The organism is Variovorax sp. PMC12 (genome assembly GCF_003019815.1).
Classification (GTDB): domain Bacteria; phylum Pseudomonadota; class Gammaproteobacteria; order Burkholderiales; family Burkholderiaceae_C; genus Variovorax.
The window spans coordinates 5018753-5034669 of the sequence record NZ_CP027773.1 but is presented as its reverse complement, the minus strand read 5'-3'; the positions used below and the strand labels follow the sequence as shown (position 1 = coordinate 5034669).

Annotated in this window: 16 protein-coding genes; 8 read left to right on the top strand and 8 right to left on the bottom strand. The window is 66.9% G+C overall.

Annotated elements, in window-relative coordinates; all coding sequences use genetic code 11:
* Position 1: 1 nt before the first annotated feature.
* The 8 genes from C4F17_RS23455 to C4F17_RS23420 form a co-directional block, all read right to left on the bottom strand.
* Positions 2-868 (bottom strand): branched-chain amino acid ABC transporter permease, encoded by an 867-nt coding sequence (locus C4F17_RS23455; protein WP_106936850.1) that lies wholly within the window; start codon positions 866-868, stop codon positions 2-4.
* Positions 861-1577, bottom strand: a complete 717-nt coding sequence (locus C4F17_RS23450; RefSeq protein WP_106936849.1) for an ABC transporter ATP-binding protein — start codon at positions 1575-1577, stop codon at positions 861-863. Before C4F17_RS23450 ends, C4F17_RS23455 begins: the two co-directional genes overlap by 8 nt.
* Positions 1578-1722: 145 nt before the next feature.
* The gene (locus C4F17_RS23445; protein WP_081269984.1) at positions 1723-2442 is read right to left on the bottom strand and encodes an ABC transporter ATP-binding protein; all 720 of its coding nucleotides are present in this window, start codon (positions 2440-2442) and stop codon (positions 1723-1725) included.
* A gap of 1 nt (position 2443) precedes the next feature.
* Positions 2444-3697, bottom strand: coding sequence for an ABC transporter substrate-binding protein (locus C4F17_RS23440; RefSeq protein ID WP_081269985.1), 1254 nt, complete (start codon positions 3695-3697; stop codon positions 2444-2446).
* Between the two features lie 45 nt (positions 3698-3742).
* The gene (locus C4F17_RS23435; protein WP_106937677.1) at positions 3743-5206 is read right to left on the bottom strand and encodes an aldehyde dehydrogenase family protein; all 1464 of its coding nucleotides are present in this window, start codon (positions 5204-5206) and stop codon (positions 3743-3745) included.
* A gap of 132 nt (positions 5207-5338) precedes the next feature.
* On the bottom strand, positions 5339-6346 hold the full coding sequence (locus C4F17_RS23430) for a hydroxyquinol 1,2-dioxygenase (RefSeq protein ID WP_106936848.1): 1008 nt from the start codon (positions 6344-6346) through the stop codon (positions 5339-5341).
* Between the two features lie 13 nt (positions 6347-6359).
* Positions 6360-6881 carry a hydroxyquinol 1,2-dioxygenase gene (locus C4F17_RS23425; protein WP_106936847.1) on the bottom strand — a complete coding sequence of 174 codons (522 nt, stop codon included), beginning with the start codon at positions 6879-6881 and terminating at the stop codon, positions 6360-6362.
* 120 nt (positions 6882-7001) lie between these two features.
* Entirely contained in the window at positions 7002-7964 is a 963-nt protein-coding gene (locus C4F17_RS23420) for a LysR family transcriptional regulator (RefSeq protein ID WP_106936846.1), read from the bottom strand.
* A 139-nt stretch (positions 7965-8103) separates the two neighbouring features.
* Between C4F17_RS23420 and C4F17_RS23415 the strand changes: the two genes are divergently transcribed.
* The 8 genes from C4F17_RS23415 (at position 8104) to C4F17_RS23380 (ending at position 15913) form a co-directional block, all read left to right on the top strand.
* A complete protein-coding gene (locus C4F17_RS23415; protein ID WP_106936845.1) occupies positions 8104-9231 on the top strand; it encodes a nuclear transport factor 2 family protein in 1128 nt (375 codons plus the stop codon).
* Positions 9198-10697: a L,D-transpeptidase family protein gene (locus C4F17_RS23410; protein WP_106936844.1), complete on the top strand. Its 1500-nt coding sequence runs from the start codon at positions 9198-9200 to the stop codon at positions 10695-10697. Before C4F17_RS23415 ends, C4F17_RS23410 begins: the two co-directional genes overlap by 34 nt.
* Positions 10698-11112: 415 nt before the next feature.
* Positions 11113-11298 carry a Flp family type IVb pilin gene (locus C4F17_RS23405; RefSeq protein ID WP_106936843.1) on the top strand — a complete coding sequence of 62 codons (186 nt, stop codon included), beginning with the start codon at positions 11113-11115 and terminating at the stop codon, positions 11296-11298.
* 61 nt (positions 11299-11359) lie between these two features.
* Positions 11360-11545, top strand: coding sequence for a Flp family type IVb pilin (locus tag C4F17_RS23400; protein ID WP_106936842.1), 186 nt, complete (start codon positions 11360-11362; stop codon positions 11543-11545).
* A gap of 15 nt (positions 11546-11560) precedes the next feature.
* Positions 11561-12064, top strand: coding sequence for an A24 family peptidase (locus C4F17_RS23395; RefSeq protein WP_106936841.1), 504 nt, complete (start codon positions 11561-11563; stop codon positions 12062-12064).
* Between the two features lie 81 nt (positions 12065-12145).
* Positions 12146-13153 carry a Flp pilus assembly protein CpaB gene (gene cpaB / locus C4F17_RS23390; RefSeq protein ID WP_106936840.1) on the top strand — a complete coding sequence of 336 codons (1008 nt, stop codon included), beginning with the start codon at positions 12146-12148 and terminating at the stop codon, positions 13151-13153.
* 38 nt (positions 13154-13191) lie between these two features.
* Entirely contained in the window at positions 13192-14589 is a 1398-nt protein-coding gene (locus C4F17_RS23385) for a type II and III secretion system protein family protein (RefSeq protein WP_106936839.1), read from the top strand.
* A 40-nt stretch (positions 14590-14629) separates the two neighbouring features.
* Positions 14630-15913 carry an AAA family ATPase gene (locus C4F17_RS23380; protein WP_106936838.1) on the top strand — a complete coding sequence of 428 codons (1284 nt, stop codon included), beginning with the start codon at positions 14630-14632 and terminating at the stop codon, positions 15911-15913.
* The last annotated feature ends 4 nt before the right edge of the window (positions 15914-15917 follow it).

Here is a 15917-nt window from a genome sequence, read left to right as displayed (position 1 = left end):
TTCATCCGCGCGTCTTTGGAAAGAGCCCCTGCGGCCGCAGCACCAGCACTACCAGGAACACGATGTGCCCGAACCAGATGCCCCAGCCCGGGTCGAGCCTGAAGCCGATCTGCTGCGTGATGCCGAGGATCATCGCGCCGGCCAGCGTGCCCCAGAACGAGCCCATGCCGCCGATGATCACCGCCTCAAAGGCGAAGAGCAGCAGCAGAGGCCCGTCTGAAGGAGACACCGTCGTGCGCATGCCCTGCAAGGCGCCCGCGACGGCGATGAGCACGAAGGCGATGGCGGTGGCAAAGGCGTAGACCTTCTTCGCGTTCAGCCCCATCAGTTCGGCGATCTCGCGGTCGTCCGACACGGCGCGGAACGACCGCCCCAGCGCCGTGCGCGCGAAGAGCCATTGCAGCGCGCCCGTCGCCACCAATGCGATCGCCAGCACGACCAGCGGCAGCACGCCGACCGACATCGCGCCGCCGAGCGCAATGCCCTGGGTGCTGAGCCCGCCGGTGTCGATGGCGCGCGGGTCGGCCGAGAACAGCTCCAGCAGCAGGTTCTGGATCACGATCGACAGGCCGAAGGTCACGACCAGCGAAGGCAGCGGGTCCTTGCCGAGCGTGCCGTTGAGCACGTAGCGCTGCAGCGCATAGCCGAAGCCGAATGCCACCGGCAGCACCGCGAGCGCGACCAGCCACGGCGCCACCGCATCGCCCGTCAGCGACACGCCCGCGATGACCGCGAACGCGCCGAGGATGATGAAGTCGCCCTGCGCGGTGTTGGTGAGCCGCATCACGCCGAACATGAGCGACTGGCCGAGCGCGAACAGCGTGTAGAGGCCGCCGAGCAGCACGCCCTGGACGAGGGTTTCAAGCATGTGCGGCCTCGATACCGAAATAGGCTTGCGAGATCTGCTCGCGCGTGAGGTCGGCCGAATCGCCTTCGAGCGACACGCGGCCTTCCTGGAAGCAGTAGATGCGCTGCGAGACCTGGCGCGCCATGGTCACGTCCTGCTCGACGATGACCACCGTCATGCCTTCGCCCGTGATGGTGGGCATGGCCGCGTAGATCTCGCGGATGACGATGGGCGCGAGGCCCAGCGAAAGCTCGTCGCACAGCAGCACCTCGGGGTTGCTCATGAGCGCGCGGCCCAGCGCCACCATCTGCTGCTGCCCGCCCGAGAGCGATGTGCCCGGCTGGTGGCGCTTCTGGGCGAGGATGGGAAACAGCGCATACAGGCGCTGCAGGTTCCAGGGGCCGCGGCGCGCGGCGGTGGCGCCCATGAGCAGGTTCTCTTCCACGCTGAGGCTGGGGAACAGGCGCCGGCCTTCGGGAACCATCGCAAGGCCCTGCCGAACGATGTCGCCGGGCGGAAGGCCGCCGATGGGCCGGCCCTTGAACTCGATGGCTTCGCGCGGCGCGCGCACCAGGCCCGTGAGGCTCTTGAGGAAGGTCGACTTGCCCGCGCCGTTGGCGCCGATGATGGCGACGAGCTCGCCCTGCACGAGCGAGAAGTCGATGCCGAAGAGGGCTTGGGCGTCGCCGTAGAAGGCCTTGAGGGCGTGGGTGGAGAGCAGGGCTGTCATGGTCTTTGCTCCCTCCCCTTCCGGGGGAGGGACGGGGCGGGGGCAAGCGGCGTTCGATGAGGCGCCACGGCGAAACCAGCGCCGTCGTGCCCCCATCCCGACCTTCCCCCGGAAGGGGAAGGAGCAATTCGAAGACGTGTCGCGCTCATGCTTCCATCCCCATGTACACCCGCCGCACTTCCGCGTCGTTCATCACCGCGCGCGGCGCGCCCTCCGCCAGCTTCTGCCCGAAGTTGATGACGAACAACCGGTCCGCCAGCGACAGCAGCGCATGCACCACGTGCTCGATCCAGATCATCGTCACGCCGCGCGCCTTGATGCGCTTGAGCTCCGCCACCAGCACGGCGGCTTCCGGCTCCGTCAATCCACCGGCGATCTCGTCGAGCAGCAGCAGGCGCGGCCGCGTCGCGAGCGCACGCGCCAGCTCCAGCCGCTTGCGGTCGAGCAGCGTCAGCCCGCCCGCGGGCTTGTTCGCATGCGCCATCAGGCCCGTCTGCGAGAGCACCTCGTGCGCCGTCTGCCATGCCTCGCGCTCGGCCTGCTGCCCGCCGAAGCAGGCGGCCGTGACGAGATTCTCGAACACGCTCATGTTGCCGAAGGGCTGCGGCACCTGGTAGCTGCGCCCGATGCCCGCATGGCAGCGCTGGTGCGGCTTGAGCCGCGTCACGTCGCGGCCCGCGTATTCCACGCGACCCGCATCGACGCGCACGTCGCCCGAGATCAGGTTGAACAGCGTGGTCTTCCCCGCGCCGTTCGGCCCGAGGATGCCCAGCGTCTCGCCCTCGGCCACCGACAGCGTGATGTCGTCCGTGACCTTGAGCACGCCGTAGGACTTGCTCACGGCATGCAGTGCCAGCAGCGTCATGTCAGAGCAGCCGCAGCTTGCCGCCGGTGGGAATGCTGGTCGCCGCCTCGTTGTTGACGATGGTCAGCTCCACCTTGTACTTCGTGCCCTTGCCCCACTGGCCGAGCACCAGCGGCGTCTTGCTGACGTTCTTGAAGGGCCCCTGGCCGCCCCACTTCACCGGGCCGACCACCGAGTTGATCGAGGTCGAGGCCACGGCGTCGCGCACGTCCGAAGCCTTCAAAGACTTCGCGCGCCCCAGCGCATTCGCCGCCACTTCGAACAGCGCATGCGCGAAGCCGATGGGTTGCGTCCACTGCTTCTTCACGCCGGCCTCGTAGGCATCGGCCAGCGCCTTCGCGCTCTGCTGCGTGAGGCTCGAGGTGAACGGGTGCGACGGGCTCCACCACACCTCGGTCGACAGGCCGTCGCCCAGATCGCCGAGTGCCTCGATGGCACCGGGGAACAGCAGCGCCTTGCCCAGCGTGATGACCTTGGGCCTGAAGCCCTGCTGCCGTGCCTGCGTGAGGAAGGTCTTGGCATCGGGCGGAATCACCACGCCGGTGACGATCTCGCAGCCCGCGCTCTTGAAGGCCGCGATCTGCGCGCTGAAATCCTGCGTGCCGTTCTGGAAGCGTCCGGGGTCGGTGAGCGTGAAGCCCATCTGCGCGAGCGGCTTGGGAAAGCCCAGCTCCTTGTCGCCCCAGGCATTGCCGTCGCCGTCATTCGGGAAAAGGCCGCCCACCTTCTTGTTGGTGGCCAGCGTCTTCCAGCCGTTGGTGAAATTGGCGATGACGTCTTCGAGCCCCCAGAACAGGTGGTACGTCCAGTTGAAGCCCTTCGCCGGGTCGCCCTTGCGGCCGAAGAACCACGGCTGCCACGGCACCACGCTGGACACGCAGGGCACCTCGTTGAGTTCGCACGCATCGCTCACCGGGTTGGCGGTCTCAGGCGTGCCGGCGGTGAGCACCAGCGCGACCTTGTCCTTCAGGATCAGGTCGTTCGCCACTTCGCCCGCGCGGTTGGGGTTCGACTGGCTGTCCTTCAGCACGATCTGCACCGCGTACTTCCTGCCGCCGACGCTGATGCCGTCCTTGAAGGCGGTCTTCATCTGGTCGATGACCCACTTGTCGGCCTCGCCGAAGGGCGCGAGCGGCCCGGTCTGCGGCGACACATAGCCGATCTTCAGCGTGTCGGCCGCGAACACCAGCGGCGTTGCGCCCGAGGCCACCAGCGCGGCCGTGGCCTGCGTGAACTGTCTGCGATTGAATGTCATGGTTGTCTCCGTCTCTTCTGTTTGTGTTGTCGCAAAGGGGCGAGGTCAGCGCGCGAAGTGCGGCGGTATCTGCGCGTCGACGTTCACCCACACGCTCTTGACCTGCGTGTATTCGCGCATCGCATCGAACCCCATCTCGCGGCCGTAGCCGCTCTGGCCGACGCCGCCGAAGGGCGAGCCGGGGTTCACGCGCTTGTAGCTGTTGATCCAGACCATGCCGGCGTGCAGGTCGCGCGCCACTTTGTGGGCGCGTTGCAGGTTGCCGGTCCACAGGCCGCTGCCGAGGCCGTAGTCGGTGCCGTTGGCGATCTGCATCGCCTCTTCGTCATTCTTGAAAGTGAGCACGGTGACGAAGGGCCCGAACACTTCTTCCTGCGCGACGCGGTCCTTGTATGACATGGCGCGCATCACCGTCGGCTCGACGTAGCAGCCCTTCGCCAGGTCGCCGCCGGGCGACTTGCCGCCGGCAAGCAGCTCGCCGCCCTCGCCCTGCGCCACTTCCACATAGCTCAGCACGCGCTCGCGGTGCTGTGCGCTGGTGAGCGGCCCCATCTCGGTGTTCTCGTCGAGCGGGTTGCCGAGGCGGATCGATCTGGCCAGCGGTATGAACTGCTCGAGGAAGGCATCGGCGATCTTCTCGTGCAGCATCAGCCGCGAGCCAGCGATGCAGGCCTGCCCCTGGTTGTGGAAGATGGCCCACGCGCTCCCGTTGACTGCGGCCTGCAGGTTCGCGTCCTCGAAGACGATGTTCGGCCCCTTGCCGCCAAGTTCGAGCTGCACCTTCTTCAGGTTGCCCGCGCTGGCCTGCACGATGCGCCGGCCGGTGGCGGTGCTGCCGGTGAAGGCGATCTTCGCGATCTCGGGATGCTCGGCGATGTACTGGCCCGCCACGCTGCCCAGCCCCGGCAGCATGTTGACCACCCCGGGCGGCAGGCCGGCCTCGGCCATCAGCTCGGCGATGCGCAGCGAACTCAGCGGTGTGATCTCCGCCGGCTTCATCACGATGCAGTTGCCGGCCGCGAGCGCGGGCGCCATTTTCCAGCTGGTGAACATCAGCGGAAAGTTCCACGGCACGACCTGGCCGACGATGCCGACGGGCTCGCGCAGCGTGTAGTTGAGAAAGCCCTCTTCCACCGGAATGGTCTCGCCCTGGAACTTGTCGGCCATGCCTCCGAAGTAGCGGAAGCACGCGGCCGTGCGCGGCACGTCGAGCCGGCGCGAATCGCGGATGGGGTGGCCGGTATCCAGCGATTCGAGGCGCGCGAGCTCCTCGGCGTTGGCCTCGATGAGGTCGGCGAGCTTCAGCAGGATGCGGCCCCGGTCTGCCGCGGCCATGCGGCTCCATTTGGGAAAGGCGCGCTTCGCGGCGGCCACTGCCTTGTCGACGTCGGCCTTGCCGGCCAGCGCGACATCGACGATGGGCGTGTTGTCGTGCGGGTTGAGCGTGGCGAGCGTCTCGCCGGATTCGGCGTCGACGAAGCGGCCGTCGATGAAGAGCTGATGGCGGATGGACGGTGCAGGCATGGTCGTTCCTCTCCCTCCCCCGCTGGGGGAGGGTTGGGGTGGGGGCTTCTTCGAAGAGGGCGCGGGCCTGGAGAGCCCCCACCCCTGCCCTCCCCCGGCGGGGGAGGGAGAAATGCATCAGAACTGCACGGGAATCTCGGGCGACTCGCCCTTCTGGATCTCGTACACCAGGCTCGGCGAACCGTTCTCCCACACCAGCAGCATCGAGCGCTTGGGGCTGAAGCCCTGGTGCCGGCAGTACGCGGGCATGGCTGCCATGTCGCCGGCCTTCATGATCACGCGTGCCATGGGCTTGCCGGTGTTCTTGTCGCCGCAGTCCCAGTGGATTTCGTCGGTCATCTGGAAGAACCACTCGACGCGGTCGTTGCCGTGGATGATCGGCAGGATGTGCTCCTCGGTCGTCGGGCACATGTAGCTGTGCTTCACCACCGAGGTGAAGCTCGGGTTCCACGTCACCTGCGAGCGGCTCAGGAAGCCGAAGAGGTTGAAGGCGTGCACATCGTTCTCGAAGCCGGGCTCGGGGTGCAGCTCGGGCTGGCCCTGCGGCACGTCGGCGAAGGCGCGGTTGACCGGCGCGCCGCGCTCGTCGCTGCGCAGGTCGAGGTCGCCCTTGAGGCCCACGCAGCGTTTGGCCAGCTCGCGTGCCCTCGTGATCTTGGCGGTGTTGTTGCCGTTCTTGCGGCCATAGGGCGAGCCGGTTTCCTGCGGCGCGGCGAAGGGGTCGAAGCTCTCGTTGGTCCAGTCGTCGAGCATGGCCTCGAAGGTGGCGCGGATCTGCGCGGTGGGGAAGTTCTCGAGCAGGTCGATGCCCGCGTCCTTCATGGTGCCGTTGAAGCTGCCGGCGTACAGGTCGACCGACTCGTAGTGGTTGACGGTGCCGAACACGTCGTCGAAGTTGACCCAGCCGTAGAAGAAGCCCCAGGCCACGTCGCGCATCAGCGCGCGCAGGTAGTTGCCGGCGTCCATGGTGTGGCTCATCGGGCGGCCGTCGCGGGTCTTCCAGCCGATGTGCACGAAGTATTCGTCGCGGCGGAAGCTGAAGCTGCCGAGAGAAAAGTCCTTGTAGCCGAGCGTGGCGTCGGGCTGCGACGCGATCACCTTGGCGAGTTCTGCGGGTGCGTTCATGTTGCGGTTCCTCTCAATGCGATTGGCAGATGTCGGCCCACTTTTCTACGGAGAGATCGCCCTTGCAGCTCTGCAGGACGATCACGCCCGGCTCGCCGGCGCTGCGGAACTGGTAGGCGGTGTTCTTCGGCAGCAGGCCCTGGTGGCCGCGCGAGAGCTTCATCCAGCCCATCCTCTTGCCCCTGGGCTCGCCCTCGACGAGCACGGCGCCGTTCTTTTCCTTGTCGGCCACGGCCTGCGCGGCGTCGAGCTGCACGAGGTGCACCTCGACCTCGCCGTCCATCACCAGCGCGAACTCGTCATGCGCGCAGGTGTACCAGGGCGAGGTGCCTTCGGCGCGCAGCGTCTCCAGGACGTAGATCTGGTTCTGGCCGAACACGACCTTCTCGTAGGGCTTGCTGATGCTCGCGATCTCGAAGCAGTTGGAGAACGCGTAGTGGCGCACGTCGTCGTCGATGGGTTCGACGTGGCCCTTTTCGAAGTGCTTGAGCGACCCGAAGCGGGTGCGGTAGGTGGTCGAAGTAGCGGCTGTCATGGCTTGTCTCCTTGGATGAGCGAACTCTAGGAGCCATGCGACGCCGCCGGTAGGGACCAGTTTGGAAGAGGATTATTCGGAGTCTCCGAATAATCGACCGGGTTTACCCCTGTTCGTGCGCTATCCGCTGGAGCGGCTGAACTCGATCAGTTCGGCGGGAATGAGGCCGCGCTCGATCAGCGTGGCGTCCCACGGCGGCACGCGGGTGAAGCGCGTGGCGATGTGCTCTATGAAGAGCCGCAGCTTCAGCGCATTGCGCGAGGTGCCCGCGTACACCGCGCTCAGCGAGAACGACGACAGCTGGTGCTCGGCCAGCACCACCTGCAGGTCGCCGCGGGCGATGGCGTCTCCCGCCACCAGCGTCGGCAGGCAGACGATGCCGGCATGCTCCAGTGCATATTCGCGCAGCAGGTGCACGCTGTTGGTCAGCAGCGCGGCGGCGAGGTAGATGGTGGTCTGCTCGCCGTTGTGATGGAAGGTCCAGCGGTCGCGCGTGGGATAGCCCGAATACAGGCCCAGCTTGTGGCGGTGCAGTTCACGCGGGGTGGCGGGCGTGCCGTGGGCCTCCAGGTAGGAGGGCGTGGCGCAGAGCACGCGCCGCACCGGGAAGAGCGGGCGCGACACCAGTTCCTGCGAGGCCGCCGGAAAGATCTGCAGCGCGCAGTCGACGCCGGCCTTGACCGGGTCGGCCACCGCGTCGCTCACGATCAGCTCGAGGTGGATGTCGGGGTAGGTGGTCTGGAACTCGCGCAGCAGCGAGGCGAAGCGGCCCAGCACCATGCCGGTCAGCGCATGCACCCGCAGCGTGCCCGAAGGCGTGCCGCGCGCGTCGCGCATCTGGTCGACGATGTTGTCGGCACGCACGACCAGCTCGGTGCAGTCGCGCAGAAAGGCCTGGCCCATGTCGCTGAGCCGCACCACGCGCGTGCTGCGGTGGAACAGCGGCGCACCCAGGAATTCCTCGAGCTGCTTGACCCGCGTGGTCACCACCGAGTTGGCCACCCGCAGCTGCCGAGCCGCTTCCGCGAAGCTCTGGGTCTGCGCGACACGAACGAAAGTTTCAATGCTTTGGAGGCGGTCCACGGCGGCACTGTACCGCGGCGACGCCCGTTGCGGGCAAACCTGAAAGGCATCGAAAGACTGTCAGGCCTGTATCGGGGGGTTACCTGCCCCACTTACAATCCCTGCCGCATCACCCACCCCCTACGAGGTCTTGTCCGCAATGCCCAAGAGCCCCCGGCCACGCGCCCGTTTCAGCTTCTCCCCCTCCGTGCGTGCCCTCTTCCTGGCCGCTGCGACCTGTGCCGTGGCGCTGCCCGCGCTGTCCGCCGTCGAACATGAAGAAGTCGACAAGCTCATGCAGGCCGGCAAGCTCGACGAAGCCATGACGAAGGCCGACGCCTTCCTCAAGGACAAGCCGCGCGATCCGCAGATGCGCTTCCTCAAGGGCGTGATCCAGCTCGACACCGGCAAGCGCGCCGAGGCCATCGCCGCATTCACGCAGCTCACGCAGGACGCACCCGAGCTGCCCGAGCCGTTCAACAACCTGGCCGTGATCTACGCAAGCCAGAACCAGTTCGACAAGGCGCGCGCCGCGCTCGAAAGCGCCATCCGCACCAACCCCAGCTACGCCACCGCCCAGGAAAACCTCGGCGACGTGTATGCACGGCTCGCCAGCCAGGCCTACAGCAAGGCGCTGCAGCTCGACCAGAACAACACGGCCGTGCAGCCCAAGCTGGCGGTGATCCGCACGCTCTTCACGCCGACGCCTGCGCTGGCGGGCGGCAAGCCGGGCACGCTGGTTGCGTCGGCTGCGCCCGTGCCGGCGCCTGCCCCTGCCCCTGCTCCCGTGGCAAAGGCCGCTGCACCTGCACCGGTTCCCGCACCTGCACCCGCCGCACCGCCGCCCGCCAAGGTCGCGGCGGCGCCCGCCCCGGTGGCCGCCGCGCCCAAGGCGCCCGAGCCAGCGCCCGCCCCGGCACCGTCGCCCGCGCCCGCGGCAAGCCCGGCCGCCAACGCCGAGGTCGAATCGGCCGTGCGCGCCTGGGCTTCGGCGTGGGCCAGCCAGGACATGGACCGCTACCTCGCGGCCTACGGCAGCGACTTCACTCCCGGCGGCGGCCAGAGCCGCAAGAGCTGGGAACAAGACCGCCGCGCCCGCATCGTCGGCAAGTCCAGCATCAGCGTGAACATCGAGAACCTGGTCATCAAGGTCGACGGCGACAACGCCACGGCCAAGTTCCGCCAGATCTATCGCGCCGACAACCTCAACGTCTCCAGCCGCAAGACGCTGGATATGCAGCGCTCCGGCAATCAGTGGCACATTCGCAAGGAAAGCGTCGGCGGCTAGTGGCAGACATCGTCCGGCGCGGCCGGCTTCAGAATCCTCCGTTCCGTCCGCGCAGCGGACACCTGCTGGCAGCGCTGATGGCAGCCTCGGCGCTGATGCTCGCGGCACCGGGTGCCGCGCAGGCGTCGGCTGCGGCCAAGCAGAGCAACGCGAAAGCCGGCAGCGGCAACGGCGCCTCCAAGTCCAAACCCAAGGCGGTGGGCAGCAACCGCGCTCCCGCCGCGCACGGCGCACGCGCTTCCGCCAGGGAGGCGAAGGAAGCCAGGGGCGGCAAGAAGGCCGCGGTGGCCGAAGCCAAGGCAGCCGCCGCCAAGCCCGCCCGCAGGCCGGCGCGCGCCGCCGCGCCGATCCAGGAAGCCAGCAACGCCGAGGCCCGCCTGATCGCCGTCTACGAAATGTTCGGCCGCGGCCAGGCTCGTCCCGCGCTCGCCAAGGCCCGCGACCTGGTGCGCGACTACCCGAACTTCCAGCTCGCGCAGCTCGTCTATGGCGACCTGCTCGCGGCCCAGGTGCCGCCGTCGAACAGCCTGCCCGACACCGCCAGCATCGCCAGGATGCGCGGCAACCCGGCCATGGCCGAACTGCACGAAGAATCGCGCCGCCGCCTGCAGGCCCTGCGCGAACGGCCACCGGCCAACACCGTGCCGTCGCAGTTCCTGGCGCTCTCCACGCGCAGCCGCTACGCCATTGCGGTCGATGCCTCGCGCTCGCGCCTGTACCTGTTCGAGAACAGCGACAAGGGCCTGAAGCTCACGGCCGACTACTACATCTCGGTCGGCAAGTCGGGCACCGACAAGGCCACCGAAGGCGATGCCCGCACGCCGCTGGGCGTGTACTACATCACCAGCAGCCTCGACCCGAAGTCGCTCAAGGACTTCTACGGCGCGGGCGCCCTGCCCATCAACTACCCCAATCCGTACGACGTGCGGCGCGGCAAGACCGGCGGCGGCATCTGGCTGCACGGCACCCCGCCCCAGCAGTTCGCACGGGCGCCGCTGGCCAGCGACGGCTGCGTGGTCATGGCCAACCCCGACTTGAAGCAGCTTTTGCGAAAAGTGCAAATCGGCGCAACGCCGGTGGTCACCGCACGCAGCCTGCAATGGATTTCGCAGCCGCAGGCCGAAAAAGAATCGCAATCCATTTCCAGCGCAATAAATGGCTGGAAAGACGCGCGGGCCAATGGAAATGAAGCACAATTGAAGAAATTCTATTTGCCCGATTTCCAGCGCATCAGCAAGAAATCCACCGAAGGCATTTCAGCCGTCGAAGACGAAGTGAAATACGCGCAGGGCAAGCGCGTGCAGCTCAAGGACATGTCGTTCCTCCACTGGCGGGACGGTGACGACACGATGGTGGTTACCTTCGGCGAAGTGTTCGAAGGCGAGAAGAGCGGGCGCTCGCGGCGCCAGTACTGGCTGCGCCAAGGCAGCGAGTGGAAGCTCTTCCACGAAGACATCCTCGGCTGAACCCCTGCTGACCACGCGGGTACGACCGCTGAGTCGTGACATTTTGCTCACGCTTTCTGGCTTTTTTCAGCGTTACAAATCGTGCTTTGTGGCCCCGTGCTACGTAACGCGTAACGGGTTTGTACCCGTAACGCAGCCCTTTCGCGCGTTCCCGGCGCCGTAACGTTCCCCTCCCCACTTCATGGGAGGTCGGACGCGGCCTACAGAGGGAAAAATTAACCTTCAAAGTGTCGGTTGGCCGATCGTCCTTCCCCCGGGACCCGGCTGGCGGAAAGCTGGCCGCCATCGTGCTTACACCTTTTGGCTAGCACAGCTAAGTGCGTGTCTTGTGGGTTTCTCTTGTTGATACACGGAGTTACTGTGTATAACATCCACCCCATCAGCCTTTGTTAACACTTACTGAAAGGGGTAAATCATGCATAGCCTAATTACTCGTTTTTTAAAGGACGAGGAGGGTGCGACCGCAATTGAATACGGAATCATTGCGGGATTGGTTGCAGTCGCAATTGTTACGGCCCTCTCCAGCACCGATGGCCTCGGCCCCAAGCTTTCTGGTCTCTTTACCTATATTGCCGGCAAAGTGACTGCCCCCGCCTCTTAACAAAGAATCCATAGCAACAAGCTCCCCTGTCAGTCTCCTAATCCATCTGAAAGGCTTCATCATGCTTAACTCAATTGCCCGTTTCCTTCGCGACGAAGAAGGCGCTACCGCTATCGAGTACGGGATCATTGCCGGCCTCGTCGCCGTCGCCATCGTGACGTCCCTCAGCGGTAGCAATGGTCTCGGCACCAAACTCTCAGGTCTCTTCACGTACATCGCCGGCAAGGTAACTGCGCCGGCGTCCTGAGAAGCAACACAAGCAATGCGATTGGCGTGTCTGCTGTGGTTGCTGTTCGTCGCCGTCTATGACTTCCGTCAACGCCGCGTTCCCAACTGGCTCGTGCTCGCCGGCGCCGCAGTGGCGCTGGCCGCACTCGCCCTCGGGACGCAGCCCTTCGGCATCGAATGGTCCACCGCACTCACGGGAGCGGCCGTCGGCTTCGGCGCCTTGCTGCTCCTGTACGCCGTTGGCCTCATGGGAGCTGGCGACGTGAAATTCGCAGGCGCGCTCGGACTCTGGGTGGGCCTGCAGGCTTTGCTGCCGATCTGGGTCGTGGCCAGCCTGCTGGCAGGCCTTCACAGCGCGCTCTGGCTCGCGCTGCAGCGCTGGCCCGTGGCACCGCGGCTGTCGCTGATGTTGCTGGGGCGCTCGTCGGCGACCAGCAACGGCGCAGCGCCCACGACGGCGCGCAAGCGCATCGTTCCCTACGCAGCCTATCTGTCGCTGGCCACCGCGGCCTGGATGGTCTGGGGGCGACAGAGTTAGCAGTCATCTGCCTCTGTCACAGCAGGCCCTTCATTCCTCCAGTCCCATGATCGCTTGCCCCCAAATCTTCATCCGCCGCCCATGATCAACCTCACCAAGATCCTCGCCGCCCTCCTCGTGCTCCTGGCCATCGCACTCGGTGGCTACGCCTGGATGCTGAGCCGCCAGGCACCCGCTCCCGTCGCGGCGGCCACGGGCCCCGCCGCAGCCCCCACCAAGGCCAAGGAGGTGCTGGTCTATCCGGTCGTCGTGGCAGCCAAGACACTGCCCGCGGGCGAGGCGATTCCCGCGGATGCACTGCGCGTGGAGCGCCTGACGATCAACCCAGCGGGCGCGTTCCAGGATGCATCCGTGGCGGCCGGACGCGTGCCGGTGATCGATCTCGCCGAAGGCACCCCGCTGATGGAAAACCAGCTCGTCTCCGGCCTTGCGCTGCGCGTCGCGGAAGGCGAGCGCGCGGTCGCGATCAAGACCGACGAGATCATGGGCGCGGGCAACAAGATCCAGCCCGGCGACTTCGTCGACGTGTTCATCACGCTCAAGTCGGACGGCAAGGACGTCGACCGCAGCCAGGCGCGACTGCTGCTCTCCCGCAAGCGCGTGCTGGCCTTCGGCAGCGCATCCGTCGACGGCATGCCGTCCAAGTCGCCCGACAAGGCGGCCGCCCAGCAGGCCCAGCGCAACGAGATGGCACGCACCGCCGTGCTGGCGGTGCCGGTGGACGAGGTGAACCGGCTGACCATCGGCGACGCCAGCGGCCGGCTGATGCTGGCACTGCGCAATCCCAATGACATGTCGCAGCCGGACCCGAAACTCTTCGCCGAACTTCCCACCGCATTGCAACCCGTGTCGTCCAAGGCGGGCGAGGCGCGCCGCGCGCCACTCGAAGGACTCGATCTCGCACAGGCCGGCCTGACCGCTCTCGACCTGTCCACCGGCGGCCAGGGGTCGAGCGTCAAGCCCGCGGCCGTCGAAGCGCGCGCTGTTGCCGCCACTGCCAACCGGCGCGCCGCAACCGGCACCGGCACGCGCGGCGGCCTCCAGGTCGAAGTGATTCGCGGCGAGCGCAGCGAAACCGTGAACTACTGATCGAACAGCCAGCAGATACCGCCTTCCAGGAAGAACACATGCACCACACGCCTCGCGCGCAATCGACCCGAGCCGCTAGAAGCAGCAGCCCCGTCCAGGTTTCATCGCGGCTGCTGCGCCCGTCCCTGGTCGCCCTGTGCGCGATGACCCAAGCCGTCTGGCCGCTGGCATCCACCGCCGCCGATGCAAAGACCGCAATGCAGCAGCCCGTGCAGCGGGCACTCGTCCTCGATGCCGGTACGCAGAAAGAGCTGCTGCTCGACAAGGGAATCGACCGGATGGCGATCGGCGACGAGGCCGTGGCCAACGTCACCATCACCCGCAAGACACCGAGCTCCGCAGCGGCACGGCTGATCGTGACCGGCAAGGCCGCGGGGCGCACCTCGCTGATGGTCTGGGAGAAGGGCAGCACCGTGGCCACCACCTACCCTATCGAAGTGCGGCGCCGTTCGTCCACGCTCACCGGCACCATGGACAACATGATCACGCACCAGGCCGCGCGAGAGACGGCGCTGGCCAGCGCCCCCGAGAAGACGGAGCTGATCGACCGCTCGGTGGTGAACGTGCGCAGCAGCACGGTGCAGGTCGAAGTCAAGGTGGTGGAATTCAACCGCAGCGTGCTCAAGCAGGCGGGGCTGAACATCTTCAGCACCCGCCCGAATTCGAGCGGATTCAGCTTCGGCGTTTTCTCGCCGTCCTCCCTCTCGTCTGCAAGCTTTGCCGCCAATGGCCAGATCACCGGCGAATACAACAACCCGCTGGCGCAGGCCTTCGACCTGCTGTTCAACTTCAGCAAGGCCGGCATCGGCTTGAACGTCGGCTTCCTCGAAGGCAACGGCATGGCCCGCGTGCTTGCCGAACCCACGCTGGTGGCGCTGTCGGGCCAGAGCGCAAGCTTCCTGGCCGGTGGCGAGTTGCCGATTCCCGTGCCGCAGGGACTGGGCACCACGAGCATCGAATACAAGCCTTTCGGCATCGGCCTCACGCTGACACCGACCGTGCTTTCCAACGAACGCATCGTGCTCAAGGTCGCGCCAGAGGCCAGCGACCTGGACTACACGAACGCACTCAACCTGAACGGCATCGCCGTGCCCGCCATCACCACGCGCCGCGCCGACACCACGGTGGAGCTCGGCGACGGCGAGAGCTTCATCATCGGCGGCCTCGTCAGCCGCACCACCTCCTCGAACGCCAGCAAGGTGCCATTGCTTGGCGACCTGCCGATCATCGGCACGTTCTTCAGCAAGAACAACTACCAGATGAGCGAGAAGGAACTGGTGATCCTGGTCACGCCGCACCTGGTGAAGCCCATTGCGCGCGGCACCGACCTCGCACCGTACCTGCCCGGCAGCGCCGAGCAACGCGACGGCGCGGTATGGCGCTCGTACTTCCTCGGCGGCTTGATCGACACGCCGGTTCCCGGCTTCTCCCGCTGAGCACGATGACGCGGACCATGCATCGCAGCAGGCAGGCCCCATGAACGCTCCACGCGACAGCATTCCCGAGACAGGCAGCGAGACCTACCTGTTCGCGTCGAGCAACGGCAGCCACATCACGTGGCTGACCGATGCGCTCGGCACGCTGGGATCGGTGGTGATCCTCGCGCCGGACACCAAGTCGATCGACGAGCGCATCGCGCTGCTCGGGCCGGTGGCGGTGTTCATCGATTTCTCTCCCGACCAGGGCGCCCACGCCATCCAGCTCCACCAGCGCCTGAAGCGCGACTGGCCCACGCTGCCGGTGCTGGCAACCGGCGTGTCGGCCGAACCCGCCGCCATGCTCTCCGCATTGCGCGCGGGCGTGGACGATTTCATCGACATGGCCGCGCCGCCCACCGATGCGGTGACGACGCTGCGCGCCCTGCTCGACCGCCGCAGCACCCTGCAAGGCGGCACACGCGGCAGCACGCTGGCATTGCTGGGCGCGCGTGCCGGACTCGGCGTGACCACGCTGGCAACCAGCCTGGCCCTGACGCTGCACGACCAGCTCGCGCAGGCACCCGCGCGCCCGCAGGGCCGCAGCTCCAGGCACGGCGTCGCGCTGCTCGACCTGGGCCTGCCTGCACGCGACGGCCTGCTATACCTCGACACGCAGAGCGGCTTCAGCTTCGTCGACGGCGTGCGCAACCTGCGCCGGCTCGACCAGACCCTGCTGCACACGGCGCTGGCGCACCACACCAGCGGCGTGGCCATCCTGCCGCTGCCCGCGAGCCTCGCGCAGGTGCGCGAGATCTCGCATGCCGACTCCGTCGCGCTGATCAAGCGGCTGGCCGACTTCTTCGACTTCCAGGTCGCCGACCTCGGCGGCTTCTCGACCATCGACTTCATGGCGCAGACGGTGCGCGAGGCGCAGCAGGCATGGGTCGTGTGCGACCAGAGCATCGGCGGCATCGTGTCCACCGCCAACATGCTCAAGGAACTGCGCGCGCGCAACGTCGAGACCGAACGCCTCTCCCTGGTGGTCAACAAGTTCGACAGCCATGTCGGCCTCACGGCCAAGGACATCGCCGAACGGCTGGAGCTGCCGCTGCGCCACGTGCTGCCTTCGCGCAGTGCACAGCTGATGGCGGCCGCGAGCCGCGGAGAGATGCTGGTGCGCACCTCGCGCAGCGACCCCTACGCGCAGGCGGTGACGGGCCTGGCCCGCAGCCTGCACCAGGAATACATGTCTGCCACGGGCCAACCTCCGGCCAAGGATCCACGCTGGGTTGCGCTCATGTCGCAAGTCACCGGCCTCTGGAAGAGTTCACACGAAGGCTGAACCC

What these genes read in the sequence shown, in the direction of transcription:
- C4F17_RS23395 (WP_106936841.1), top strand. Translation starts at nt 11,561, where the DNA reads ATGCGATTGGCGTGTCTGCTGTGGTTGCTGTTCGTCGCCGTCTATGAC.
- C4F17_RS23380 (WP_106936838.1), top strand. Translation starts at nt 14,630, where the DNA reads ATGAACGCTCCACGCGACAGCATTCCCGAGACAGGCAGCGAGACCTAC.
- C4F17_RS23415 (WP_106936845.1), top strand. Translation starts at nt 8,104, where the DNA reads ATGCCCAAGAGCCCCCGGCCACGCGCCCGTTTCAGCTTCTCCCCCTCC.
- C4F17_RS23405 (WP_106936843.1), top strand. Translation starts at nt 11,113, where the DNA reads ATGCATAGCCTAATTACTCGTTTTTTAAAGGACGAGGAGGGTGCGACC.
- C4F17_RS23430 (WP_106936848.1), bottom strand. Translation starts at nt 6,346, where the DNA reads ATGAACGCACCCGCAGAACTCGCCAAGGTGATCGCGTCGCAGCCCGAC.
- cpaB (WP_106936840.1), top strand. Translation starts at nt 12,146, where the DNA reads ATGATCAACCTCACCAAGATCCTCGCCGCCCTCCTCGTGCTCCTGGCC.
- C4F17_RS23400 (WP_106936842.1), top strand. Translation starts at nt 11,360, where the DNA reads ATGCTTAACTCAATTGCCCGTTTCCTTCGCGACGAAGAAGGCGCTACC.
- C4F17_RS23450 (WP_106936849.1), bottom strand. Translation starts at nt 1,577, where the DNA reads ATGACAGCCCTGCTCTCCACCCACGCCCTCAAGGCCTTCTACGGCGAC.
- C4F17_RS23440 (WP_081269985.1), bottom strand. Translation starts at nt 3,697, where the DNA reads ATGACATTCAATCGCAGACAGTTCACGCAGGCCACGGCCGCGCTGGTG.
- C4F17_RS23455 (WP_106936850.1), bottom strand. Translation starts at nt 868, where the DNA reads ATGCTTGAAACCCTCGTCCAGGGCGTGCTGCTCGGCGGCCTCTACACG.
- C4F17_RS23385 (WP_106936839.1), top strand. Translation starts at nt 13,192, where the DNA reads ATGCACCACACGCCTCGCGCGCAATCGACCCGAGCCGCTAGAAGCAGC.
- C4F17_RS23445 (WP_081269984.1), bottom strand. Translation starts at nt 2,442, where the DNA reads ATGACGCTGCTGGCACTGCATGCCGTGAGCAAGTCCTACGGCGTGCTC.
- C4F17_RS23425 (WP_106936847.1), bottom strand. Translation starts at nt 6,881, where the DNA reads ATGACAGCCGCTACTTCGACCACCTACCGCACCCGCTTCGGGTCGCTC.